Source organism: Erwinia sp. AC075, assembly GCF_979253995.1.
The window spans coordinates 2,279,437-2,303,571 of the sequence record NZ_CEEDEU010000001.1 but is presented as its reverse complement, the minus strand read 5'-3'; the positions used below and the strand labels follow the sequence as shown (position 1 = coordinate 2,303,571).

17 protein-coding genes and 7 tRNA genes are annotated in these 24,135 nt (G+C 53.5%); 5 read left to right on the top strand and 19 right to left on the bottom strand.

Annotated features, from left to right (window positions below; genetic code table 11):
* Nucleotides 1-37: 37 nt before the first annotated feature.
* The 5 genes from lnt to miaB form a co-directional block, all read right to left on the bottom strand.
* Nucleotides 38-1,570: an apolipoprotein N-acyltransferase gene (lnt, locus tag AC0IXH_RS10845; RefSeq protein WP_013201285.1), complete on the bottom strand. Its 1,533-nt coding sequence runs from the start codon at nt 1,568-1,570 to the stop codon at nt 38-40.
* 7 nt (nt 1,571-1,577) lie between these two features.
* Nucleotides 1,578-2,456, bottom strand: a complete 879-nt coding sequence (gene corC / locus AC0IXH_RS10840) for a CNNM family magnesium/cobalt transport protein CorC (RefSeq protein ID WP_013201286.1) — start codon at nt 2,454-2,456, stop codon at nt 1,578-1,580.
* Nucleotides 2,457-2,546: 90 nt separating this feature from the next.
* On the bottom strand, nt 2,547-3,020 hold the full coding sequence (gene ybeY / locus AC0IXH_RS10835; RefSeq protein ID WP_013201287.1) for an rRNA maturation RNase YbeY: 474 nt from the start codon (nt 3,018-3,020) through the stop codon (nt 2,547-2,549).
* The gene (locus tag AC0IXH_RS10830) at nt 3,017-4,078 is read right to left on the bottom strand and encodes a PhoH family protein (protein WP_013201288.1); all 1,062 of its coding nucleotides are present in this window, start codon (nt 4,076-4,078) and stop codon (nt 3,017-3,019) included. Before AC0IXH_RS10830 ends, ybeY begins: the two co-directional genes overlap by 4 nt.
* Before the next feature lie 210 nt (nt 4,079-4,288).
* Nucleotides 4,289-5,713: a tRNA (N6-isopentenyl adenosine(37)-C2)-methylthiotransferase MiaB gene (gene miaB, locus AC0IXH_RS10825; RefSeq protein WP_013201289.1), complete on the bottom strand. Its 1,425-nt coding sequence runs from the start codon at nt 5,711-5,713 to the stop codon at nt 4,289-4,291.
* 112 nt (nt 5,714-5,825) lie between these two features.
* Here miaB and ubiF point away from each other — a divergent pair, with 112 nt between their 5' ends.
* The gene (gene ubiF / locus AC0IXH_RS10820) at nt 5,826-7,004 is read left to right on the top strand and encodes a 3-demethoxyubiquinol 3-hydroxylase (RefSeq protein ID WP_013201290.1); all 1,179 of its coding nucleotides are present in this window, start codon (nt 5,826-5,828) and stop codon (nt 7,002-7,004) included.
* Nucleotides 7,005-7,125: 121 nt separating this feature from the next.
* Here ubiF and AC0IXH_RS10815 read toward each other — a convergent pair.
* From AC0IXH_RS10815 to nagB, 12 genes are all read right to left on the bottom strand, one after another.
* Nucleotides 7,126-7,200: transfer RNA gene (locus AC0IXH_RS10815), tRNA-Gln, on the bottom strand.
* Between the two features lie 39 nt (nt 7,201-7,239).
* Nucleotides 7,240-7,314, bottom strand: a tRNA-Gln gene (locus AC0IXH_RS10810).
* Between the two features lie 7 nt (nt 7,315-7,321).
* A tRNA-Met gene (locus AC0IXH_RS10805) sits at nt 7,322-7,398 on the bottom strand.
* A 41-nt stretch (nt 7,399-7,439) separates the two neighbouring features.
* A tRNA-Gln gene (locus tag AC0IXH_RS10800) sits at nt 7,440-7,514 on the bottom strand.
* Between the two features lie 37 nt (nt 7,515-7,551).
* Nucleotides 7,552-7,626 (bottom strand) — tRNA-Gln (locus AC0IXH_RS10795).
* A gap of 23 nt (nt 7,627-7,649) precedes the next feature.
* Nucleotides 7,650-7,734 (bottom strand) — tRNA-Leu (locus AC0IXH_RS10790).
* A gap of 8 nt (nt 7,735-7,742) precedes the next feature.
* Nucleotides 7,743-7,819: transfer RNA gene (locus AC0IXH_RS10785), tRNA-Met, on the bottom strand.
* 219 nt (nt 7,820-8,038) lie between these two features.
* Entirely contained in the window at nt 8,039-9,706 is a 1,668-nt protein-coding gene (asnB, locus tag AC0IXH_RS10780) for an asparagine synthase B (protein WP_013201291.1), read from the bottom strand.
* A 282-nt stretch (nt 9,707-9,988) separates the two neighbouring features.
* A complete protein-coding gene (locus AC0IXH_RS10775) occupies nt 9,989-10,774 on the bottom strand; it encodes an HAD-IIA family hydrolase (RefSeq protein ID WP_013201292.1) in 786 nt (261 codons plus the stop codon).
* Nucleotides 10,774-11,994, bottom strand: coding sequence for a DNA-binding transcriptional regulator NagC (gene nagC / locus AC0IXH_RS10770; RefSeq protein ID WP_013201293.1), 1,221 nt, complete (start codon nt 11,992-11,994; stop codon nt 10,774-10,776). Before nagC ends, AC0IXH_RS10775 begins: the two co-directional genes overlap by 1 nt.
* Before the next feature lie 7 nt (nt 11,995-12,001).
* On the bottom strand, nt 12,002-13,150 hold the full coding sequence (gene nagA / locus AC0IXH_RS10765; RefSeq protein WP_013201294.1) for an N-acetylglucosamine-6-phosphate deacetylase: 1,149 nt from the start codon (nt 13,148-13,150) through the stop codon (nt 12,002-12,004).
* A gap of 29 nt (nt 13,151-13,179) precedes the next feature.
* A complete protein-coding gene (gene nagB / locus AC0IXH_RS10760; RefSeq protein ID WP_013201295.1) occupies nt 13,180-13,980 on the bottom strand; it encodes a glucosamine-6-phosphate deaminase in 801 nt (266 codons plus the stop codon).
* Between the two features lie 334 nt (nt 13,981-14,314).
* On the opposite strand from nagB, the gene nagE reads away from it, so the two are divergent.
* From nagE to AC0IXH_RS10740, 4 genes are all read left to right on the top strand, one after another.
* On the top strand, nt 14,315-16,267 hold the full coding sequence (gene nagE / locus AC0IXH_RS10755) for a PTS N-acetyl glucosamine transporter subunit IIABC (RefSeq protein ID WP_041691945.1): 1,953 nt from the start codon (nt 14,315-14,317) through the stop codon (nt 16,265-16,267).
* Nucleotides 16,268-16,421: 154 nt separating this feature from the next.
* Complete coding sequence (glnS, locus tag AC0IXH_RS10750; RefSeq protein ID WP_053146104.1) at nt 16,422-18,089, top strand: glutamine--tRNA ligase; 1,668 nt, start codon at nt 16,422-16,424, stop codon at nt 18,087-18,089.
* Between the two features lie 443 nt (nt 18,090-18,532).
* On the top strand, nt 18,533-19,906 hold the full coding sequence (gene chiP, locus AC0IXH_RS10745; protein WP_471721144.1) for a chitoporin ChiP: 1,374 nt from the start codon (nt 18,533-18,535) through the stop codon (nt 19,904-19,906).
* 57 nt (nt 19,907-19,963) lie between these two features.
* A complete protein-coding gene (locus AC0IXH_RS10740) occupies nt 19,964-22,618 on the top strand; it encodes a beta-N-acetylhexosaminidase (RefSeq protein ID WP_471720415.1) in 2,655 nt (884 codons plus the stop codon).
* 60 nt (nt 22,619-22,678) lie between these two features.
* Here AC0IXH_RS10740 and fur read toward each other — a convergent pair whose 3' ends face one another.
* Both fur and fldA read right to left on the bottom strand, forming a co-directional pair.
* Entirely contained in the window at nt 22,679-23,122 is a 444-nt protein-coding gene (gene fur, locus AC0IXH_RS10735; RefSeq protein ID WP_013201300.1) for a ferric iron uptake transcriptional regulator, read from the bottom strand.
* Between the two features lie 361 nt (nt 23,123-23,483).
* Nucleotides 23,484-24,014, bottom strand: a complete 531-nt coding sequence (fldA, locus tag AC0IXH_RS10730) for a flavodoxin FldA (RefSeq protein ID WP_013201301.1) — start codon at nt 24,012-24,014, stop codon at nt 23,484-23,486.
* Between the last annotated feature and the right edge of the window lie 121 nt (nt 24,015-24,135).

The following is a 24,135-nucleotide window of genomic DNA, read 5'->3' as shown; positions in this document are numbered from 1 at the left end:
CCCAAAGGTTCAGCGTTTTAGTGTCGTGCTTTGACGCTTAACCGCGACGTCTGAAGCCGGTAATCACCGCACCCACTGCGAACAGCAGGGTGATGATCCACACAGGCCAGTTACCAAAACGCGCATAGGGCGTCAGGCCCTGAGTCGGCGTGATCTTGGTGGAAAGCACCGTCGCCTGGAATTGCGGGATCATCTCTTCGGCATCGCCATCAGCATTGATCACCGCCGTGACGCCGTTGTTGGTGTCACGCAGCAGTGGCCTGCCTAATTCCAGGGCACGCATCCGCGCCATCTGGAAATGCTGCCATGGGCCGATAGAGTGGCCGAACCACGCATCGTTGGAGATGGTCAGCAGGAAGTCAGTATCCGGTCGGAAATTATCCCGGACCTGCTGACCCAACACGATCTCATAACAGATAGCCGCGGTCAGATTGTAGCCGGCCACCTTTAACTGAGGCTGAATATAGGCGCCACGGCTGAAGGAGGACATCGGTAAATCGAATAAGGGTGCCAGAGGACGCAGCAACGCTTCCATTGGAACAAACTCGCCAAATGGCACCAGATGGTTTTTCTGGTAACGATTCGGGCTGAAGTAGTCGTAAGGCTCATCGCCGCCGAGCACAATAATCGAGTTGTAATCGTGGTAACGATTCTGTTCCAGACGCGAATCCACAATCCCGGTGATCAGGCTACTGCCGTGTGCCCGCAGTTCTTCATCCAGAGATTTCAGGAACGGCTGCTGGTTAGATTCCAGATCGGGAATAGCGGATTCAGGCCAGATAATAATCGGCGCTTTGCCTACGTAAGGCCGACTGAGTGAGGTATAGGTTTTCAGCGAGTTGATCAGCTGATTCGGATCCCACTTCATCGACTGCGGAATGTTGCCCTGAACCAGCGCAATATTCACTTCACGCTCGGGCATGGGCTGATACCAGCTAATCTGACGCAGCGGCCATGGAAGCACCAGCAGCGCCAGCGCGATAACACCGGCGACCCAGTGCCGTTTTACCGCCGCAAATACCGCCAGCCCGGAGATAACCATCAACGCGAAGGTAATGCCTTCAACACCAAATAGCGGTCCCAGACCTTTCAGCGGTCCATCAATCTGGCTGTAACCAAACTGTAGCCATGGGAAACCGGTCAGGATCCACCCGCGCAGGAACTCGGTGATCTGCCATAAAACCGGCGCAGCAACCACCAGCCGAACCAGCGAGGTTTTTGGGAATAAGCGGTTAAGCAGGGCGGCAAACAGCAGGGTGAACAGCGACAGATACGCCGCCAGCAGCACCACCAGGAACACGTTGACCGGCCCCGGCATGCCACCAAAGGTGGCGATACTGACATAGACCCAGTTTATGCCGCTACCAAATAGCCCCATGCCCCAGACAAAACCAATCGCCGTCGCCTGACGGGTAGAGCGGTTGAGGGTCAGCGCCAGCAAACCGGCCAATGACAGCAGTGCAGCAGGCCAAAAATCATAAGGTGAGAACGACAGGGTGCCAAGGGCACCCGTTATCAGCGCTAAAAGCAGGCGAACCCGCTGGCGCTGGTACAGTGAGGCAATAGCCATAAGAAAATTATTCTTCCAGTATCGGTTGCGGCGCGTTTTCCGGAATTCTGACGTGGACCTGAATGATGCGGCGGCTGTCGGCCATAGCGACCTTGAACTGATAGCCATCGATCTCAATGCTCTCCCCGCGGGCAGGCAAATGACCAAAGGCCTGCATCACCAGACCGCCGATAGTGTCGACCTCTTCATCGCTGAAGCTGGTTTCAAACACGTCATTGAAGTCTTCAATCGGCGTGAGCGCACGAATGGTGTAGGTATGACGACTCAGCTGGCGGATATCACGATCTTCTTCATCGTCATACTCATCTTCGATTTCGCCAACGATCAGCTCCAGAATATCCTCAATGGTGACCAGTCCTGAGACGCCGCCGAATTCATCGATCACAATCGCCATATGGTAGCGTTGGGAACGGAACTCTTTCAGCATGCGGTCAACGCGCTTGCTCTCAGGCACCACGACCGCCTGACGCAGCACTTTTTCGACGCTGAACGGGGACGATCCGCTGCTCATAAACGGCAGCAAATCTTTAGCCATCAGAATGCCTTCAACATGATCTTTGTCTTCGCTGATCACCGGGTAACGGGAATGGGCGGATTCAATGATCACGTCCAGGCACTCTTCCAGTGACTGATTGCGCTTCAGGGTTACCATCTGCGAGCGGGGGATCATGATGTCGCGCACGCGCTGCTCGGCAATATCCATCACGCCTTCAAGCATGTCGCGCGTGTCCGGATCGATCAGATCGTTCTGTTCGGAATCGCGGATCAGCTCCAGCAGTTCGTCGCGGTTTTTTGGCTCACCGTGGAACAGCTGATTGAGGATAAGGGTGAAAAATCCCTTTTTGGTACTGGGACTGTCGTTGTTCTGTGAATGGTCATCGCTCATGGCGTTTTGGTTTGGTCACTCTTGTCATGTGTTGGGGTATCCCTGCCTGCCGGTTGCACAGGCCAGGGACATATCAGGCCAGCGGCCTGCTTAGGGTAACTCTTTCTCCGAAATGTACGGATCGTCATAACCAAGAGCAAGCATTATCTCGGTCTCGATCGATTCCATCTCGTCAGCTTCGTCGTCTTCAATATGGTCATAGCCCAGTAAATGCAGACTGCCATGCACCACCATATGGGCCCAGTGTGCCAGTACCGGCTTCTCCTGCTCGGCCGCTTCTTTCTCCACCACCTGGCGACAAATAATCAGGTCGCCCAGCAGCGGAAGCTCAATCCCCGGCGGGGCTTCGAACGGAAAAGAGAGCACATTGGTCGGTTTATCTTTGCCGCGATAGGTGTGATTCAGCTCATGGCTTTCAGCTTCATCCACCACGCGCACCGTGACTTCGCTCTCTTCCTGGAACTGCGGCAAAACCGCTTCCAGCCAGCGACGAAAATCAGATTCTGCCGGTAAGCCGGCGGGTTTTTCGCAGGCAAGTTGTAAATCGAGAATTACGGTGCTCATTTCTGCTCCTGCGCAGCCTGTTGCAGGGCCAGCGCGTCACGTTTGCGCTCTTCTGCCTGCGCATCACGCCGTTTTTGATCGGCGGCTTCCCAGGCTTCATAAGCTACAACCACTCTCGCCACCACCGGGTGACGGACCACATCTTCACTGTGGAAGAAGTTAAAGCTGATCTCTTCTACACCGGAAAGCACTTCAATCGCATGACGCAGGCCAGACTTAAGGTTACGCGGCAGGTCAATTTGCGTGACGTCGCCGGTAATCACCGCTTTGGAGTTGAAGCCAATACGGGTCAGGAACATCTTCATCTGTTCGATGGTGGTGTTCTGGCTCTCATCGAGAATGATAAAAGCATCGTTCAGGGTACGACCACGCATATAGGCCAGCGGGGCGACCTCAATCACGTTACGTTCGATCAGTTTCTCGACGCGCTCGAAGCCCAGCATTTCAAACAGTGCATCATAAAGCGGGCGCAGATAGGGATCGACCTTCTGGCTTAAATCGCCCGGCAGGAATCCGAGCTTTTCGCCCGCTTCCACTGCCGGACGCGTCAGCATGATGCGGCGCACTTCCTGGCGCTCCAGCGCATCGACCGCTGCCGCCACGGCCAGATAGGTTTTCCCTGTTCCCGCCGGGCCGATGCCGAAGGTGATATCGTGGTCGAGCACGTTGGCGACATATTGCGCCTGGTTTTGCGTGCGGGGCTTGATCACGCCACGCTTGGTCTTGATATTGACCGACTTGCCGAACTCCGGAATGCTCTCGGCACTTTGCTCCAGCACGCGGCTCTCTTTAATCGCCAGGTGAATTTGCTCAGGGTCGATATCCGGGATATGGCCACGCACCGGCGCGGTGTCCACATACAGGTCGCGCAGGATCCGCGCCGCGGCGTCAACAATCAGCGCTTTACCCACCAGCTTAAAGGCGTTGTCACGGCGGTTGATCTCAATCCCCAGACGGCGCTCAAGCTGTTTGATGTTGTCATCAAAGGGACCACACAGGCTCAGCAGGCGGGTGTTGTCTGTTGGCTCTAACGTAATTTCGCGTGTTTCAATATTCAAACTAATCCTTTGGGTCGCTCAGGGCCAGTTGAGGAGAATAATCAGAGGCTATCAACGCCTTCGGGTGCCGGGCCATAACGAAAGTATTTATGGCGCAACCGAAAGGCGCAAGCACTGAAGGAGATATTTGGGCTCCGCTTGCGGAAAGCAAGGGTAAGCCGATGATTTGTTGCGGCGAACCTGCGAGGCCCGCCGCAATTATTTGCGGGTTCAAGGCTGGAAAGTCCCGACGCCAAGCTCATTTTCTTTGCGTGTGCGGGCAATCACGGCTGACGGGGTCTCAACCGAACGCAGGGTCATCTGTTCTTCTTTCAGCACCACCACGCCGCGCATTGAGTTGGTATGAACCTCGACGATTTCAACATCGACGAACTTACCAATCATCTCTGGCGTTCCTTCGAAGTTCACCACACGGTTACATTCGGTGCGTCCGGCCAGCTCCATCACGTTTCTGCGCGACAGTCTTTCCACCAGGATACGCTGAACGGTGCCCAACTTACTGCGGCTCCAGTTCATCACCTGCTGGTTAATGCGCTGCTGCAGCAGCCACAGGCGCTCTTTTTTCTCTTCATCACTGACGTCGTCCGGCAAATCGGCAGCCGGGGTGCCTGGACGGGCAGAGTAGATAAAGCTGAAGCTGGTATCGAAGTTGATTTCGCCAATCAGCTTCATGGTTTGCTCGAAGTCCTGCTGGGTTTCACCAGGGAAGCCGATAATAAAGTCCGAACTCATCTGCATCGCCGGGCGCGCAGCCAGCAGCTTACGGATGGTGGACTTGTACTCCAGCGCAGTATGGGAGCGCTTCATCAACGTCAGAATGCGGTCCGAACCACTTTGCACCGGCAGATGCAGGAAGCTCACCAGCTCTGGCGTATCACGATAGACATCAATAATGTCGTCGGTGAATTCAATCGGGTGGCTGGTGGTGAAACGAATGCGGTCAATGCCATCAATCGCGGCAACCAGACGCAGCAGATCGGCGAACGAGCAGATGTCGCCGTCGAACGTTTCGCCACGATAGGCATTCACGTTCTGGCCAAGCAGGTTGACCTCACGGACGCCCTGAGACGCCAGCTGAGCGATTTCAAACAGAATGTCGTCGCTTGGACGGCTGACCTCTTCGCCACGCGTGTACGGCACCACGCAGAAGGTACAGTATTTGTTGCAGCCTTCCATGATCGACACAAAAGCCGACGGGCCATCGGCGCGCGGCTCTGGCAGACGGTCAAACTTCTCAATTTCCGGGAAGCTGATATCAACGACCGGGCTTTTGGTGCCTTTCACGGTGTTGATCATTTCAGGCAGGCGGTGCAGCGTCTGCGGGCCAAACACGATGTCGACACAGGGCGCACGCTGGCGAATCAGATCGCCTTCCTGTGACGCCACGCAGCCACCGACGCCGATCACCAGGTCAGGATTTTTCTCTTTCAGCAGTTTCCAGCGCCCAAGCTGATGGAACACTTTTTCCTGCGCCTTTTCACGAATAGAACAGGTATTGAGCAGCAGGACATCGGCCTCTTCAGCAACCTCTGTCAGGGTGTAGCCATGCGTGCTGTTTAACAGGTCCGCCATTTTTGATGAATCATATTCATTCATCTGGCAGCCCCAGGTTTTAATAAGAAGTTTTTTTGTCATCTGCTCGTAACCGCTAATAGGCCTGGAAAAATCCGGTACACTAAGGGTAACAGAATTAGCCCTGGCAAGGCCAGGTGAAGGGCGTACGGATGGCCTCAAGGACAGGAATTATATGAGCGAAATAACGCAAAAATGGGATGTCACCGTGGTCGGTGGCGGAATGGTGGGTGCAGCTTTAGCCAGTGGGCTGGCCGCGCAGGGATTTAAGGTCGCGGTGCTGGAGCAACAGGAACCCGCAGAGTTTGATGCCAGCAGCAATCCGGATGTGCGGATCTCGGCGATTGGTGCCGCGTCTGTCGCGTTGCTGAAACAGCTGGACGTCTGGCCGTTGATACAAAGAATGCGCTGCACCCCTTATCGCAAACTCGAAACCTGGGAGTGGCATACGGCGCAGGTAAGCTTTGATGCGCAGTCACTGGGGTTGCCCGAGCTGGGCTATATGGTTGAGAACAGCGTATTGCAGCGGGCGTTGTGGCAACGTTTGCAGCAGCAGGGCGTGGAGTTGATTTCTCCGGCCAGATTGCAGGCGATGCAGCCTGGTAACGGCGGATGGCAGTTAACCTTAGAGAATGGCGACAGGCTGTTGACGAAGTTGGTGGTGGGCGCGGACGGGGCCAACTCGCAGGTTCGCCAACTGGCGGGAATGGGGATCCGTGGCTGGAATTACGCACAGTCCTGTATGTTGATCAGCGTGCGCTGTGAACAGGATGCGGGCGACTGCACCTGGCAGCAGTTCACGCCGGATGGCCCACGGGCATTTCTTCCGTTGTTCGATCGCTGGGCATCGCTGGTCTGGTACGACAACCCGGCCAGAATACGCCAGCTTCAGGCGATGAATATGGCGCAGCTTGGCCAGCAGATCGCCACCCATTTCCCGGCGCGTCTGGGAAAGGTCACGCCGGTTTCGGCAGGCTCTTTCCCCCTGGTTCGCCGCCACGCCACGCGCTATGTGCTGCCGGGACTGGCGCTGGTCGGTGATGCCGCGCATACCATCAACCCGCTGGCCGGGCAGGGCGTTAATCTGGGCTATCGCGACGTGGATGCGCTGATTGATACGCTGGTGGCATCACGCGACCGCGCGGAAGACTGGGCATCGGAAGGGGTGCTCAAACGTTATCAACGTAAGCGTCAGAAAGATAATCTGCTGATGCAAAGTGGCATGGACCTGTTCTATTTCGCATTCAGCACGCCGGTTGCACCTTTACGGATTGTGCGTAACCTGGGGCTGATGGTGGCAGAACGTTCGGGCGTATTGAAACGTCAGGCATTGAAGTACGCGCTGGGATTGTAACTCTCGGGCGGGATTCATCGGGTGTGGTGGCAGGTTGTCACCACACCGTGCCGGTAACGTCATTGAGAAGATACACACGTCAGACGTAAAAAAGCCCGCGTTAGCGGGCTTCTTCACTTACTGGCTGGGGTGCAGGGATTCGAACCCCGGAATGCTGGTATCAGAAACCAGTGCCTTACCGCTTGGCGACACCCCAATTAGGTGTTGCGATCTGCGCTGCAAATCGTCTTTTTTATGGCTGGGGTGCAGGGATTCGAACCCCGGAATGCTGGTATCAGAAACCAGTGCCTTACCGCTTGGCGACACCCCAATAAAATTGGTGGCTACTACGGGAATCGAACCTGTGACCCCAGCATTATGAGTGCTGTGCTCTAACCAGCTGAGCTAAGTAGCCTAATTTTACTGCGTCTAACTGTACATCTTGTTCTTTCAGTCTGGCTGGGATACCTGGATTCGAACCAGGGAATGCCGGTATCAAAAACCGGTGCCTTACCGCTTGGCGATATCCCAATGTCCGTTTCAAAGCACAAAAACCATCAGAAAAAACTGGCTGGGGTACCTGGATTCGAACCAGGGAATGCCGGTATCAAAAACCGGTGCCTTACCGCTTGGCGATACCCCATCCGTGCAAAACCGTTTTGGAAATGGTGCGGGAGGCGAGACTTGAACTCGCACACCTTGCGGCGCCAGAACCTAAATCTGGTGCGTCTACCAATTTCGCCACTCCCGCAAAAAAGATGGTGGCTACGACGGGAATCGAACCTGTGACCCCAGCATTATGAGTGCTGTGCTCTAACCAGCTGAGCTACGTAGCCATCTTTTTTTCGCGTTACCTTCATCGGCGTTGCGGGGCGCATTATGCGGAGTTGACCTGTTAGCGTCAACAATTTTTTTAGCGTTTTTTCCCAGAAACCTGTCGTTTGTCTGGCTTATAACCAGCCTGGCGAATAAATCAGCAAAATATGAAGGTAATCAGCGAATTTCTCAAAAATAACGGGCCGCTGGCGGCCCGTTTTCTCACGCAAAGCAGTCGCTTATTTGTAAGCTGACTGGTGAACGCCTACCGCGCGCCCAGACGGATCGTCCATGGTTTTGAACGCTTCGTCCCACTCAATGGCTTTTGCTGACGAACAGGCAACTGACGGGCCGCCAGGCACGCATTCTGCAGCGCTTGCCAGAGGGAACTGCTCTTCAAAGATTTCACGGTACAAATAGCCTTCTTTTGAGGTCGGCGTGTTGTAAGGGAAACGGAAGTGAGCCGTCTGCAACTGTTGATCCGTGACCTGCTTCGCCGCGACTTCTTTCAGCGTATCAATCCAGCTGTAGCCAACGCCGTCAGAGAACTGCTCTTTCTGGCGCCAGGCAACGCTTTCCGGCAGATAAGAAGAGAAGCATTCGCGCAGGATGTGTTTTTCCATCTTGCCGTTGGTGCCGCACAGCTTGTCCGCAGGGTTGATGCGCATCGCCACGTCGAGGAATTTTTTATCCAGGAAAGGAACGCGCGCTTCCACGCCCCAGGCCGACATCGCTTTGTTAGCACGCGCACAGTCAAACATATGCAGCGCCAGCAGTTTACGGACGTTTTCTTCATGGAATTCTTTGGCGTTCGGCGCCTTATGGAAGTACAGGTAGCCGCCAAACACTTCATCAGCCCCTTCGCCAGACAACACCATCTTGATGCCCATCGCTTTGATCTTACGCGACATCAGGTACATCGGCGTGGAAGCACGGATGGTGGTCACGTCATAGGTTTCGATGTGATAGATCACATCGCGGATCGCATCCAGACCTTCCTGCACGGTGAAATGGATCTCGTGGTGCACGGTACCCAGATGTTCAGCAACAGATTTAGCCGCTTTCAAATCCGGCGAACCTTCCAGACCGACGGCAAAGGAGTGCAGCTGCGGCCACCAGGCCTCGCTCTTATCCTGATCCTCAACACGCTTGGCGGCGTATTTTTTGGTCACAGCAGAGATGATGGATGAGTCCAGACCGCCAGACAGCAGCACGCCGTAAGGCACGTCTGACATCAGGTGGCTTTTAACCGCTTCTTCCAGCGCATCTTTCAGCTCAACGGCGTCGGTTTTGTTATGTTCAACGGCTTCATAGCTGAACCAGTCACGCTGCCAGTAACGGCGGATTTCCCCGTCGGTGCTGGACATGTAGCTTCCTGGAGGGAACTCTTTGATTGATTTGCACACCGGCACCAGCGCTTTCATTTCTGAAGCAACGAACAGGTTGCCGTGCTCATCGTTACCCATATACAGCGGGATAATACCAATATGGTCACGACCAATCAGGTAGGTGTTTTTCACGCTGTCATACAGGATGAACGCGAACATGCCTTGCAGATCGTCGAGGAAATCAACGCCCTTTTCCTGATACAGCGCCAGAATCACTTCACAGTCTGATTCTGTCTGGAATTCGTAGCGATCGCTCAGCTCTGCACGCAGCGCCTGATGGTTATAGATCTCACCGTTCACTGCCAGAACATGGGTATGGGCTGCGTTATAAAGTGGCTGAGCACCGTTGTTGACGTCAACAATCGACAGACGCTCGTGCGCCAGAATCGCGTTATCGTTGGCATAGACGCCGGACCAGTCCGGGCCACGGTGACGCATCAGACGGGAAAGCTCGAGGGCTTTCTTACGCAGTTCAACAGGATCGCTTTTGAGATCCAATACACCAAAAATAGAACACATAGCTAACTCCCTAACGACATCCCTGAACGGTGATGATGATGATTCGTGAATAAACCAGAGCGACAGTTATCGCCGATGTATAAGAAAATGCTCTATATCATCGATGTGAGCAAGCGTTTTAGCTTTTCTCTGAAAAATAGTCTGTTGACCTGCGATAAATGTTGATGGATCCACAAGGAATCGCCTTATTTATTGTTGAATCGATAATTATTTGCCGGGGGTGGCTGAATTTTGAGCAGGGGCGGGGCAATAAAAAGCCCGACGCGCTGGCCGGGCTGATGTTCAGATAATGTCGATATCGGCAACCGAGGGATAAATCCAGCTCGGTCGGAACGGCATGGCATCCACGTCACTGAGGGTGGAAACCCCTGACAGCACCAGGATGGTTTCCAGACCCGCCTGGAAGCCGGCCAGAATATCCGTGCGCAGGTTGTCTCCGACGATCACCGTTTCTTCCGAATGGGCCTGCATCTTGTTTAAGGCCGCGCGGATAATCCACGGGCTGGGCTTGCCGACGTAGAATGGCTGGCGGCCGGAGATCTTCTCAATCCCGGCGCAAAGCGCGCCACAGGCAGGGACAAAGCCGCGTGCATGGGTGTCGGGATTGGTGGCAATAAAGCGCGCGCCATTGGCAACATGGAAGGCGGCCTTATGCATCATATCCCAGTTAAAGGAGCGCGTTTCGCCCACGATAACAAAATCCGGGTTGACGTCAGTAATGGTAAAACCGGCTTTATACAGCTCATGGATCAGCGCGCCTTCACCAATGACATAGGCTTTCTTCCCTTCCTGGCGGCGCAGGAAATCGGCGGTTGCCATTGCGGAGGTATAAAAGACGCTATCCGGCAGATCGATCCCGGCAGACGCAAAACGGTTCGCGAGATCCATTGAAGTCTGGGAAGGGTAGTTGGTCAGCACCACCAGCGGCATGCCTTTTTCCATGATCCGCTGCAGGAATTCATTGGCGCCAGGCACGGCGGTGTTGTCATGCATCAGTACGCCATCGATATCGCAGATGACATTTTTTATTGTGGCAGTTTCACTGTCCGACAGGGTCAAAGCGCTCATTAACCTTCCAGTAAATGTTGTAATAAGATGCCGTTAAGCATGGCCCGTTTCGCCAGCGCAAACGCGCCAATGGCAGAACGATGATCAATCTCTGAGCGTACCACCGGCAGATTCTTGCGGAAAGCTTTCAGAACCTGAGTATTGATACAGCCCTCTATGGCCGCCAACAGCACTTTATCGGCTTCGGTAATTTCACCGGCAATCACCACTTTCTGCGGATTAAACAGGTTGATGGCAATCGCAATCGCCTTGCCGAGGTGTCGCCCAACGTAATCGATAACTTCCACTGCCAACGCATCGCCCCGGTTGGCGGCTTTGCAAATCTTCGGCATCTGGCAATCATCCAGCGTCAGCGAGCTGGGATAGCCCTGTGTGAGCAGATGGCGCACCCGGTTTTCAATTGCGCCATTGGCGGCGATGGTTTCCAGACAGCCAAAGTTACCGCAGTGGCAGCGTTCACCCAGCGCATCGACCTGAATATGCCCCAACTCGCCAACGTTGCCGTTGCTGCCGAGGAAAATATGGCCATTGGCGATGATGCCGGCGCCGGTTCCCCGGTGAACGCGCACCAAAATGGAGTCGGCACAATCGCGTGATGCACCAAAGTAGTGCTCGGCGAGGGCGAGACTGCGGATATCGTGACCGACAAAGCTGGTGACGTTAAAGCGCTTTTGCAGATTCGCCACTAACGGCCAGTGATGAACATGGATATGCGGCATGTATTTAATCACGCCGTTATTCGGGTCAACCAGGCCGGGAAGAATGACCGAGATGGCGATCAGTTCACGCACCTTGCGCTGGTGCTGCTCGCTGAAGCTGGCGATGGCATTGAAGAGGGCGTTTTCCAGCGTTTCCTGGGTGCGTTCCGGCAGCGCGTAGTCTTCCTGCGCCAGCGATTTTCCGCTCAGGTCGAATAAGGTCAGGGTGGCATCGCTGCGGCCAAGACGCACACCGATGGTGTGGAAGCCGCGGGTTTCAGTAATGATGGAAATTGCGCGGCGGCCTCCGGTAGAGGCCTGCTGATCGACTTCTTTGATCAGCCCACGTTCAATCAGCTGGCGGGTGATTTTGGTGACGCTGGCGGGGGCTAACTGGCTATGCTCAGCAATCTGGATGCGCGAAATCGGCCCTTGCTGGTCGATAAGCCGGTAAACGGCCGCGCTGTTGAGTTGCTTAACAAGATCGACATTTCCTATTTGAGCCTGGCCGCCAGTGGTCATACAGTATCTACTCGCTTAAGACTTCGTCACCATTAACGATAGTCTGGATTATTTTGTAGTCACGGGTGAAAACAGTCAGATTAGCCACTTTTCCGGCTTCGATCGATCCTAACTTTTTCTCAACACCCATAGCCCGTGCAGGGTACAACGTTGCCATTCGCAGCGTTTCGTCCAGTGAGATACCAACATGTTCAACGCTGTTCGCGACAGCTTCAATCATAGTCAGCGCCGAACCACTGAGCGTTCCGTTCTCGTCAACGCAGAGTCCATCGCGATAGTATATTGTTTTTCCTGCAAAAATGAACTGGTCAATGGATGCACCCGCCGGTGCGGTGGCATCGGTCACCAGGATCAGTTTGTCGCCTTTGATGCGTTTGGCATTACGGATGTTAGCGTAGTGAACATGTAAACCGTCAGCAATGATACCGCAGTAGACATTTGGCGAATCAAACAGCGCCCCAATCAGGCCCGGCTCACGGCCGGTAATGGTTGGCATGGCGTTATATAAATGGGTCGCGAAGCTGACGCCGGCGCTGATGCCGATGCGCGCTTCATCATGGGTCGCATGCGAGTGCCCGGCGGAGATAACGATACCGGCTTCGCTGAGCTGACGGATCACCGCACTGTCAACCTGCTCAGGCGCCAGGGTGATTTTACCGATCACATCCGCATTAGCGCAGAGAAACTCCACCAGCGCCGGCTCGGGCGTGCGGATCAATTTAGGGTCATGGGTGCCCGGTTTTCTTGGGCTTAACCATGGGCCTTCAAGATGTAAACCCAGCGCTTTATTGGCATTTTGCGCCAGATAAGCACGCATCACTTCCACCGCGCGCTTCATCATCTCATCGGTGCTGGTAATCAAGGTCGGCAGATAGCTGGTGCAGCCAGAGCGTTCATTTGCCTGCTGCATGGTGGTCAGCGTTTCGACGCTCAGCGCGTTGATATCATCATTAAACTGAACGCCACCACAGCCGTTAAGCTGCAGATCGATAAAGCCGGGAGCAATTATCGCACCACCCACGTCACGCGTTGTAACGCCAGCAGGAATATCACTCAGGGCGCAAACGCGCTCAATCACGCCATCTGCAATGATAACAGCATGATTATCCAGTATTTCGTGGCCGGTATAGATTCGGCCATGGGTTAATGCGTACATAATTTTCTCCCGGCTAATTCCAACGTGGTTTACAGATTTTTGACGTTTTCTGCTTCCATCTCGCGGAAATATTTAACAGTTTTGACTTTCAGTTCCATGGTCGCTGGCTCATCACAGACCACCACAGATTTGGCGTGCAGCTGCAGGCAGCTGATGGTCCACATATGGTTCACATTGCCTTCAACCGCGGCCTGCAGCGCCTGCGCTTTAACATGGCCAATCACCAGAATCATCACTTCTTCGGCATCTAACAGCGTACCCACGCCGACAGTCAGCGCATATTTCGGCACCTGATCGACATCGCCATCGAAGAAGCGTGAGTTGGCCACGCGCGTGTCATGCGTCAGGGTTTTGATGCGGGTACGTGAAGCCAGAGATGAAGCAGGTTCGTTAAAAGCAATGTGACCGTCGTTGCCGACACCGCCCATAAACAAATTAATTTTACCGTAGGAACGGATCTTCTCTTCATACTGGCGACATTCTGCGTCAATATCTGGTGCATTGCCATTCAGAAGGTTGATGTTTTCCGGTTTAATATCAACGTGATCGAAAAAGTTGCGGTACATGAAGCTGTGATAGCTTTCCGGGTGCTCTTTTGGCAGGCCGACATATTCGTCCATGTTAAAGGTCACCACATTTTTAAAGCTAACCTGGCCTGCTTTATGCATATCGATTAAATGCTTGTACGCTTCCAGTGGGGTCCCACCGGTTGGCAGACCGAGGACGAAAGGACGGTCCGCGGTCGGGTTGAAAGCGTTAATGCGATTGACGATATGGCGCGCGGCCCATTTTCCAACCTGGGTCGGGGTAGCTAAAGGAATCAGTCTCATGTTTCACCTCATAGTAACAAGCAGTTTTAAGGGAGTCAGACGGTGTCCGGGGATCAGTTAGGCTTAAGCGTAACGCGCCCTGTCCGGTATCGGCGAGGAATAAATCCGTCTTGATAATTCGGATCATAAAATAAGTTTGAGGTGATAGCCAGCCTGACAGCTATTTTTGTCTGTGATTAGGTGATAAAAGTCACAAACAGAGCGAATTAATTTGCGAAGCGAATTAATTTCTTTTTACACTCCGTACCGTGGTTAAACTGTCTTACAGAACCAACTAGCCGTGATAAAAACAGAAAACGGCTATTTGCGCTTAGCGGATCTCAAAGGGGGAAATGTGAATATACTCGGGTTCTTTCAAAGGTTAGGGCGGTCGTTACAGCTGCCAATCGCTGTACTGCCGGTCGCAGCGTTGATGCTACGCTTCGGTCAGCCAGATTTACTCAATATGCCGTTCATCGCTCAAGGTGGCGGCGCGATATTTGACAACCTCGCACTGATCTTCGCCATCGGTGTTGCGTCAACCTGGTCGAAAGACAATGCCGGTGCTGCGGCTCTGGCGGGTGCGGTAGGTTACTTTATCCTGACCAAATCAATGGTCACCATCAACCCAGCGATCAATATGGGCGTGTTGGCCGGTATCATCACCGGGCTGGTTGCCGGTGCAACCTACAACCGTTGGTCCGATATCAAACTGCCTGACTTCCTGAGTTTCTTCGGTGGCCGACGCTTTGTCCCGATCGCGACCGGCTTCTTCTGTCTGATTCTGGCCGCAGTGTTTGGCTACATCTGGCCACCGGTTCAGGCCGCAATCCACGCCGGTGGTGAATGGATTGTGTCTGAAGGGGCGTTTGGTGCTGGCGTATTCGGCTTCGTTAACCGTCTGCTGATCCCAACCGGCCTGCATCAGGTGCTGAATACCATCGCCTGGTTCCAGATTGGTGAGTTCCATAATGCAGCAGGCGCGGTATTCCACGGTGATATCAACCGCTTCTACGCCGGTGATGGCACCGCTGGCATGTTTATGTCTGGCTTCTTCCCAATCATGATGTTTGGTCTGCCTGGCGCCGCGTTAGCGATGTACCTGGCTGCACCGAAAGAGCGTCGTCCAATGGTGGGTGGCATGCTGCTGTCGGTGGCGATTACCGCCTTCCTGACCGGTGTGACCGAGCCGCTGGAATTCCTGTTCATGTTCCTGGCGCCGATGCTGTATCTGATCCATGCGCTGTTAACCGGTATCAGCCTGTATATTGCGACCGCACTGGGTATCCATGCCGGCTTCTCCTTCTCAGCGGGTGCGATTGACTACGCGTTAATGTACAACCTGCCGGCGGCCAGCAAAAACGTCTGGATGCTGTTGGTGATGGGCGTGGTGGCATTTGGTATCTACTTTGTGCTGTTCACCGCGGTGATCCGCATGTTCAACCTGAAAACCCCGGGTCGTGAAGATGCCAGCGCGGACGTGGTCGACAGTGAAGCCAACAGCAATACCGAAGAAGGGCTGAACCAGCTTTCCCAGCAGTATATTGCCGCGATTGGCGGTTCCGATAACCTGCAAATCATTGATGCCTGTATTACCCGTCTGCGTCTGTCGGTGAAAGATGCTGGCCTGGTCAACGATGCCGCCTGTAAGCGCCTGGGGGCTTCCGGTATTGTTAAGCTGAACAAACAAACCGTTCAGGTTATTGTTGGTGCGAAAGCTGAATCCATCGCGGAAGTGATGAAGAAACTGATTGCTAAAGGCCCGATTGCGGCCTGGTCTTCCACCACTGCACCTGCACCTCAGGCGGTGAAAGTGGCGCCTCAGGCAGTACCTAACGCCCCTAAAGGCATCATTGCTACGCTGGTTGCGCCGGTAAGCGGTGAGGTTGTGGCGTTGGAACAGGTTCCGGATGAAGCCTTCGCCAGCAAAGCGGTCGGTGATGGCCTGGCGATCAGGCCAACCAGCAGCACGGTGTTGTCTCCTGCTGCCGGTACCGTGGTGAAAATCTTCAACACCAACCATGCCTTCTGTCTGGAAACAGAGAACGGCGCTGAGATTGTGGTGCATATGGGGCTGGATACCGTGGGACTGGAAGGCAAAGGCTTTACCCGTCTGGTGGAAGAAGGTGCTCAGGTGACTGCAGGTCAGCCGGTACTCGAGATGGATCTGGCCTTCCTTAATGCCAATGCCCGCTCGATGATCAGCCCGGTGGTGGTCAGCAATATCGATGACTACAGCGGCATCACGCTGGTAGCCGGTCAAACCGTCGTGGCAGGTGAAAGTCGCCTGTTCGACATTAACGGCTAAACGCTGATTGCGTTACAATGAACGGGCGGGAAGCAATTCCCGCCCTTTTTTTATCGTTATCCCGCAACAAACGGTTGTTTCCCTTCCCGGCTTTGTGGATCATACTCCGTTATTTCACGCACTTCTTATGCTAAGCATTACTGAGGAAATTAAGATGAGTGAGGCTGAAGCCCGCCCAACTAACTTTATTCGTCAGATCATCGACGAAGATCTGGCGACCGGTAAGCATGCCAGCGTGCATACCCGCTTCCCGCCGGAACCGAATGGTTATCTGCACATTGGCCATGCCAAGTCTATCTGCCTTAACTTTGGTATTGCGCAAGATTATCAAGGCCAGTGCAACCTGCGTTTTGATGACACCAACCCGGTCAAAGAAGACCTGGAATTTGTTGAGTCGATCAAACAAGACGTGCAGTGGTTGGGCTTCGAGTGGACGGGCAACGTTCGCTACTCCTCTGACTATTTCGACCAGCTGCATAACTACGCCGTTGAGTTGATCAACAAAGGCCTGGCCTATGTTGACGAACTGAGCCCGGAACAGATCCGTGAATATCGCGGAACCCTGACCGCGCCTGGCAAAAATAGCCCGTACCGCGATCGCACGGTTGAAGAGAACCTGGCGCTGTTTGCAAAAATGCGCAACGGTGAGTTTGCCGAAGGGACTGCCTGCCTGCGTGCAAAAATCGATATGGCTTCCAGCTTTATCGTGATGCGCGATCCGGTGCTGTACCGCATTAAGTTTGCCGAGCATCATCAGACCGGTAACAAGTGGTGCATCTATCCCATGTATGACTTCACCCACTGCATTTCCGATGCGCTGGAAGGGATCACACATTCACTCTGCACGCTGGAGTTCCAGGATAACCGCCGCCTGTATGACTGGGTGCTGGATAACATCACTATCCCAATGCATCCACGCCAGTACGAGTTCTCTCGCCTGAATCTGGAATACGCCATTATGTCCAAGCGTAATCTGAATCGTCTGGTGACTGACAAGATTGTAGAAGGCTGGGATGACCCGCGCATGCTGACCGTTTCCGGTCTGCGCCGCCGTGGATATACCGCCGGTTCAATCCGCGAGTTCTGCCGCCGTATCGGCGTGACCAAACAGGACAACATCGTGGAAATGGCTTCGCTGGAATCCTGTATCCGGGACGATCTTAACGAGAACGCGCCGCGTGCGATGGCGGTGCTGGATCCGGTTAAGCTGGTGATTGAAAACCTGCCGGCGAATCACGAAGAGATCATCACCATGCCTAATCATCCGAATAAACCGGAGATGGGTACGCGTGACGTTCCGTTCAGCCGCGAGATCTATATCGATCGTGCTGACTTCCGTGAAGAAGCGAACAAGCAGTATAAGCGTCTGGTGCTGGGCAAAGAAGTTCGCCTGCGCAACGCCTACGTGATCAAAGCTGAACGCATCGCGAAGGATGAAGAGGGCAATATTACCTGCCTGTTCTGTACCTGCGATACCGAGACCTTAAGCAAAGATCCGGCTGATGGCCGTAAAGTGAAAGGCGTGATCCATTGGGTATCTGCAGAACATGCACTGCCTGCGGAATTCCGTCTGTATGACCGTCTGTTCAGCGTGCCAAATCCGGGCGCGGCAGAAGACTTTATGACCACGATCAACCCAGAGTCTTTGCTGATCCGTCAGGGATTTGTCGAACCTGGATTGCAGAAGGCAGAAGCCAACAGCCCGTATCAGTTCGAACGTGAAGGCTACTTCTGTGCTGACAGCCGTTATTCCAGTGCCAACAATCTGGTGTTCAACCGCACCGTTGGCCTGCGCGATACCTGGGCAAAAGCGGGCGAGTAACGCTCTCTGATTGCCAGACTGAAACGCAGCCTTCGGGCTGCGTTTTTTTTTATGAACGACACCGGGCGCCATTCAATATCTAAGAATTTTATTAAACAAGACCGCCAGCCAGTCCTTAATACGCTAAGGAGATGTTGTCTTTCTGTAATTAGAATATATCCGCGAGATGATATTTAAGATTAATATTAATTGAGTAAGCGCGAATTAAATTAGCGGGCTATTTATATTCTTTCATTAATAACGGCCGTTTTGTGCCGCCGCTCATACTTTCTTCTTTCACTTTTAAATAGTTATTGATAATTCGCGTCGCGAAAAATATCATCGACTTTGAGTTTCGTCGGTTAGAGGATGCTTATAACCAATTGATATCATGGCTCAGAATGGGCCTTACTCTTATGGAAGAGGGGTTATCTATGTCTGCTTTTATCTCATCACGTCCCGTGATGGCGGGCGCAGTCGCCTGCTGTACGCTGTTATCGGTTCCGCTTTTTATTCCTGATGCTACTGCCGCCGGATTTATTGATGATGCCTCATTAACGGGCGGCGTTTATTACTGGCAACGCCACCGGGAAAGAAAGGATCTCAATCCTGATAGCGATAAGTTTGGCCAGTATCAGCAAAATCTCCACCATTCTACTTTTAACAGTAATCTGGATTTTTCATCGGGTTATGTTGCCGACATTATTGGACTGGATTTAGCGGTATTTGGCGCGCTGGAAATGTCAGATAAAGGCCCGGCAGCGCCAAATGAAATTGGCTTCAGCGATGCCAATACGCGCTGGGATGAAAAATGGAGCGGGGATAAAAATGGCGCCAGCCTTTATAAGGCGGCATTAAAACTAAAGCTTAACGATTACTGGCTGCGGGCCGGTTATTTGCAGCCGCAGGGACAGACGCTGCTGGCGCCAAACTGGAGTTTTTTACCGGGCACCTATCGCGGAGCCGAGCTTGGCAGCCAGGTTGATTTTGCTGATGCAGGGGCGCTATCACTTTCCTATATGTGGAGCGATGAGTATAAGGCACCCTGGTATCGCAACACCTATCACTTCCGCAAGGCTGATGGCAAAACGGGCATCCCGTATCTGCATTCGATAGGGGCAAAATACGACTTCAAAAATGACCTGCTGTTGGAAGGCGCTTTCGGTCAGGCGGCCGGTTATATGGACCAGTACTTCACCAAACTCTCTTACACCTTTGCGCTGGCTGAAAATCCGCTTACCACCAGCTGGCAATTCTATGGTGCCCGGGACAAAGAGCGCGGTGGCGCAGCCAACAGTAATGATGTCTATGACGGCCTGGCCTGGCTGCAGGCGCTGACCTTCGGTTATCGCGCGGGGCCTTTCGATCTGCGTCTTGAAGGCACCTGGGTCAAGGCCGAGGGAAATCAGGGCTTCTTCCTGCAACGCATGACGCCGGGTTATGCCACCTCAAACGGTCGGCTGGATGTCTGGTGGGATTCCCGTTCCGACTTTAACGCCAACGGCGAGAAAGCCCTGTTTGCCGGCGTGTTGTATGAGCTGAAAGGCTGGGGCCTGCCGGGCCTATCGGTCGGCACCTCCTATGCTTACGGCTGGGATGCCAAACCCAACAGCAAACCGATCTATAACCAAAATACCCGTCTGAAAGAATCTGCCTGGAATCTAGACCTGCTTTACAAAGTGCAGGAGGGCTGGGCGAAAGACACCTTATTCAAGCTGCACTTCACCCGATTCAATAACCATTCCACCCTTCCCAGCTGGGGCGGCGGCTACGGCAATATCTTCCAGGATGAGAAGGATCTGAAGTTTATCGTCACTGCACCCTTCACAATTTTATGACGTGTGTCTTGCAACGAAATGAAGAAAAACGACTTACCTACGGACAAGGAATAAAGGATGAAAAAGTTCAGAGCCAGTCTGATATCGGTTGCGCTGATATCTGCGTTAGCCAGTGGTGGAGCAGCCGCCAACCAGCAGTTAGTCGATCAAATCAGCCAGTTTGGCGTGAAGTACAAAGTGACGGACAATCTTGCCGCCCAGCATGGCGTGGATTGCGCCGGACTGGGCGCTGACTGGGCCTCCTGTAACCGCGCAACCATCAGCTTCACCAATCCGGGCCCCGCCATCGACAGCAACGACTGGGCAATTTATATGTCTAACGTGCATGAAACGTTGAAGGTCGAAAGCGATCAGTTTCGCATGGTGCATATTGTCGGGGATTTAACCCGCCTGGAGCCGACAGACAAATTCAAAGGCATTGCGGCGGGCGAAACCATCGAGATCCCGATCGTGAATGAATACTGGCAGCTGTTTATTACCGATGTGATGCCGCGTTGGTATGCGACCTCTGGCGATGCCACGCCGAAAATCCTCGTCAGCACGGATACCGAGGAACTGACCGATTTTGTGGAGCCTTTTGGCGCTCAGTGGAAGCGCATCGCAGATGATAAGAACCTGTTGATGGATGCCCAGGGCCGCTTTACTAAAAACAGCGATGTCGCCCCGATGGCCGCGTCCACTTTACGTGGGCAAATCCTTCCCACCCCGTTGAAGGTTTCGGTGTTCTCTGATGACGCGGATCTCTCTACTGGGGTGACGCTGGAACTGGCAAGCCTGTCGGCAGAGAAAGCCGAAGCCATACAGCAGCGTTTTGCGCTGATGGGAATCAAAGCGCAGCCCAATGGATACCCGATTACCACCCGGGTGAGCCAAAAAGCGTTCGATAAAAAGCTGGCCGTTCCGGGGGGATACACGCTGAATATTGGCAAGGACAAGGCTGAAGTGGTGGGTTATGACCAGAGCGGCGTGTTCTATGGTTTACAGTCGATCCTGTCGCTGATCCCGGCCGATGGCAGCCTGAACGTGGCGACGTTAAAGGCCAGCGATGCGCCGCGTTTCCAATACCGTGCGGTGTTCCTTGATGTGGCGCGCAACTTCCACAGCAAAGAGGTGGTACTGCGCTTGCTGGACCAGATGGCGGCGTGGAAACTCAACGTTTTCCATTTCCATCTGACCGACGATGAAGGCTGGCGTATTGAAATTCCAGGCCTGCCGGAGTTAACGGAGATTGGCAGCAAGCGTTGTCACGATCCCGAAGAGAAGCGCTGTTTGCTGCCACAGTTAGGATCGGGACCAAACAGTGATAACAGTGGCAGCGGTCATTTCAGCCGTCAGCAGTATATCGATATTGTGAAGTATGCTGATGCGCGCGGTATTCAGGTCATCCCGGAAATCGATATGCCGGCCCACGCCCGGGCAGCGGTAATCTCGATGGAAGCGCGTTACGATCGCTTGTTCAATGCCGGTAAGGAAAAAGAAGCCAATGAATTCCGCCTGCTCGATCCCAGCGACAATTCCAACACCACCTCCGTGCAGCTTTACGATCGCACCAGCTATCTCAATCCGTGCCTGAGCTCCTCGTTACGCTTTACCGACAAGGTGATAGGTGAAATCCAGGCGATGCATAAAGCTGCCGGACAGCCGCTGAAGACCTGGCATTTCGGCGGAGATGAAGCCAAAAACATTCGCTTAGGATCCGGCTATTCGGATAAGAACACACCCGTTGAAGGCACCGGTTTACTGGACTTAAGCCAGCAAGATAAGCCGTGGGCAAAATCCCAGGTCTGCCAGACGATGATTGAAGAAGGAAAGATTGAAGACCTGGATCATCTGCCGAGCGACTTTGCCCTTAACGTCAGCAAGCAGGTTAAGGCACACGGTATCGGCAAAATGCAGGCCTGGCAGGATGGTATTAAAGACGCTAAAAATGCCAAAGCCTTCGCAACGGACAGGGTTGCGGTCAACTTCTGGGATACGCTGTTTTGGGGCGGTTTTGATTCTGCCAATGACTGGGCAGGCAAAGGTTATGAAGTGATCGTCTCCAATCCGGATTACCTGTATCTCGATTTTCCTGCCGAGGTGAATCCGCTGGAGCGGGGATACTACTGGGGAACGCGCTTTACCGATGAACGGAAAATTTTCCACTTCGCGCCGGATAACTTGCCACAAAACGCCGAGACTTCCGTCGATCGCGACGGCAAACCTTTCACGGCTAAATCTGACAAGCCCTGGCCTGGCGCTCACGGCATCTCCGCTCAACTGTGGAGTGAAACCACCCGTACCGACGCGCAGGTGGAGTACAAGCTTTTCCCGCGCATTTTGTCCGTGGCGGAACGCGCCTGGCACCGCGCAGCCTGGGAGCAGGATTATAAAGCCGGCAAAGAGTATACCGGCGGCAAAACCCGCCTGGTAGACCAGCAGGCTCAGCTGAAGGACTGGCAGCGGTTTGCCAACCTTCTGGGGCAACGTGAATTGGCAAAACTGGATAAAGCCGGCATTGCTTATCGCTTGCCGGTGCCCGGTGGGGTGGTGCAGGACGGTAAGCTGGTGGTCAATACCGAGCTACCGGGCTTAACCGTTGAGTACAGCCTGGACGAGGGGACAACCTGGCAGCAGTGGCAGGCGGATCAACCGCCGGCGGTGGCCGGTAAGGTATTGCTGCGTACGCGCAGTCCTGATGGTCTGCGCGTCAGCCGGACGGAAGCGCTGTAACGGGGCGACAGGCAAAAAAAAACCGGTGAAGGATCACCGGTTTTTTGCTGTTAGTGTAGATTACTTGTCGTGCAGCGTCTCATCTTCACGGCAGTCACCGGTTGAGCAGTGACCGTAAAGGTACAGGCTGTGGTTACTGAGTTTGATGCCGTGGCGCGTGGCGATATCACGCTGGCGAGCTTCGATGTTTTCATCACGGAACTCGATCACCTTGCCACAATCCAGGCAAATCAGATGATCGTGGTGATGCTGCTGAGTCAGTTCGAAAACGGATTTACCACCTTCGAAATTATGACGGGTAACGATCCCGGCATCATCAAATTGGTTAAGAACGCGGTAAACCGTCGCCAGACCAATCTCTTCGCCCATGTCAATCAGACGCTTGTACAAGTCTTCCGCACTGACGTGATGGCCCTCAGGTTCCTGAAGTACTTCCAGAATTTTAAGTCGTGGAAGCGTGACTTTCAGGCCGGCCTTCTTTAATGCGGTGTTATTGTCAGTCATGCGGATATTGTCCTGTTACTTTGCTAGTCACTTTGTGGCTGAAAAGCCCTGAACATCGGTCGTCGCGAAAAGCCAAACGTCTCATTATAGAACTGATATTTCGAAATGAACACCACTGGCGATGCATCTCAATCAAGGGAGGTAAGGAGAAGAGTCGTTACGTCCGTGAGAGCAAGCGGTTGGGCTGACATTTCGCTCTGCCTCATCATAGTCGCTATTAGAGCGAAAGGCGCTGAGAAAGCGGGTGACCGATGGCGATATTTTACAGATTTGCAGATGAAAGTTACAAAAATGTGTCTATTACTTCTATAGGAAAAACCACTGGCCTGATGTGAGATACCTCCCAATCAGGCCGGTCTGATTACGCTTCCAGGATTTCTTTCAGCTGGAGCTCGTCATAAATCTGTTTGACCCACTGCTCGGTGCGCTCACTGGTGAGTTCTGGCTGACGATCTTCGTCAATAGCCAGACCGAGGAAGTGCTTATCATCCGCCAGCCCTTTCGAGGCTTCAAAATGGTAGCCTTCAGTTGGCCAGTGACCGACGATCACCGCGCCTTTAGGCTCGATAATGTCGCGGATGGTGCCCATCGCGTCACAGAAGTACTCAGCGTAATCTTCCTGATCGCCACAACCGAACAGCGCAACGAGCTTGCCGTTGAAATCAATTTCTTCCAACGTCGGGAAGAAATCATCCCAGTCGCACTGCGCTTCGCCGTAGTACCAGGTTGGGATACCGAGCAGCAGAATATCAAAGGCTTCAAGGTCTTCTTTGCTGCTTTTAGCGATATCATGAACTTCAGCCACCTCTTTACCGAGCTGCTTCTGGATCACTTTTGCAATGTTTTCTGTATTGCCCGTATCGCTGCCAAAGAAAATGCCTACGATTGCCATGACTTACTAACCTCTTGAAACGTATTGATAGGGTAAAGGCTGCTTATTACAGATACCGGCAATGATAGCAGACAGCTACAGGGGGATAAATGAGTAATCCGCCTGCTTTTGTCGCTTTGTG

Bases quoted from the DNA above. Each gene is read 5' to 3' on its own strand.
- lnt (WP_013201285.1), bottom strand. From the start codon at position 1,570: ATGGCTATTGCCTCACTGTACCAGCGCCAGCGGGTTCGCCTGCTTTTA.
- ubiF (WP_013201290.1), top strand. From the start codon at position 5,826: ATGAGCGAAATAACGCAAAAATGGGATGTCACCGTGGTCGGTGGCGGA.
- AC0IXH_RS10775 (WP_013201292.1), bottom strand. From the start codon at position 10,774: ATGAGCGCTTTGACCCTGTCGGACAGTGAAACTGCCACAATAAAAAAT.
- chiP (WP_471721144.1), top strand. From the start codon at position 18,533: ATGGCGGGCGCAGTCGCCTGCTGTACGCTGTTATCGGTTCCGCTTTTT.
- AC0IXH_RS10740 (WP_471720415.1), top strand. From the start codon at position 19,964: ATGAAAAAGTTCAGAGCCAGTCTGATATCGGTTGCGCTGATATCTGCG.
- ybeY (WP_013201287.1), bottom strand. From the start codon at position 3,020: ATGAGCACCGTAATTCTCGATTTACAACTTGCCTGCGAAAAACCCGCC.
- corC (WP_013201286.1), bottom strand. From the start codon at position 2,456: ATGAGCGATGACCATTCACAGAACAACGACAGTCCCAGTACCAAAAAG.
- asnB (WP_013201291.1), bottom strand. From the start codon at position 9,706: ATGTGTTCTATTTTTGGTGTATTGGATCTCAAAAGCGATCCTGTTGAA.
- glnS (WP_053146104.1), top strand. From the start codon at position 16,422: ATGAGTGAGGCTGAAGCCCGCCCAACTAACTTTATTCGTCAGATCATC.
- nagA (WP_013201294.1), bottom strand. From the start codon at position 13,150: ATGTACGCATTAACCCATGGCCGAATCTATACCGGCCACGAAATACTG.
- nagC (WP_013201293.1), bottom strand. From the start codon at position 11,994: ATGACCACTGGCGGCCAGGCTCAAATAGGAAATGTCGATCTTGTTAAG.
- miaB (WP_013201289.1), bottom strand. From the start codon at position 5,713: ATGACAAAAAAACTTCTTATTAAAACCTGGGGCTGCCAGATGAATGAA.
- fldA (WP_013201301.1), bottom strand. From the start codon at position 24,014: ATGGCAATCGTAGGCATTTTCTTTGGCAGCGATACGGGCAATACAGAA.
- fur (WP_013201300.1), bottom strand. From the start codon at position 23,122: ATGACTGACAATAACACCGCATTAAAGAAGGCCGGCCTGAAAGTCACG.
- nagB (WP_013201295.1), bottom strand. From the start codon at position 13,980: ATGAGACTGATTCCTTTAGCTACCCCGACCCAGGTTGGAAAATGGGCC.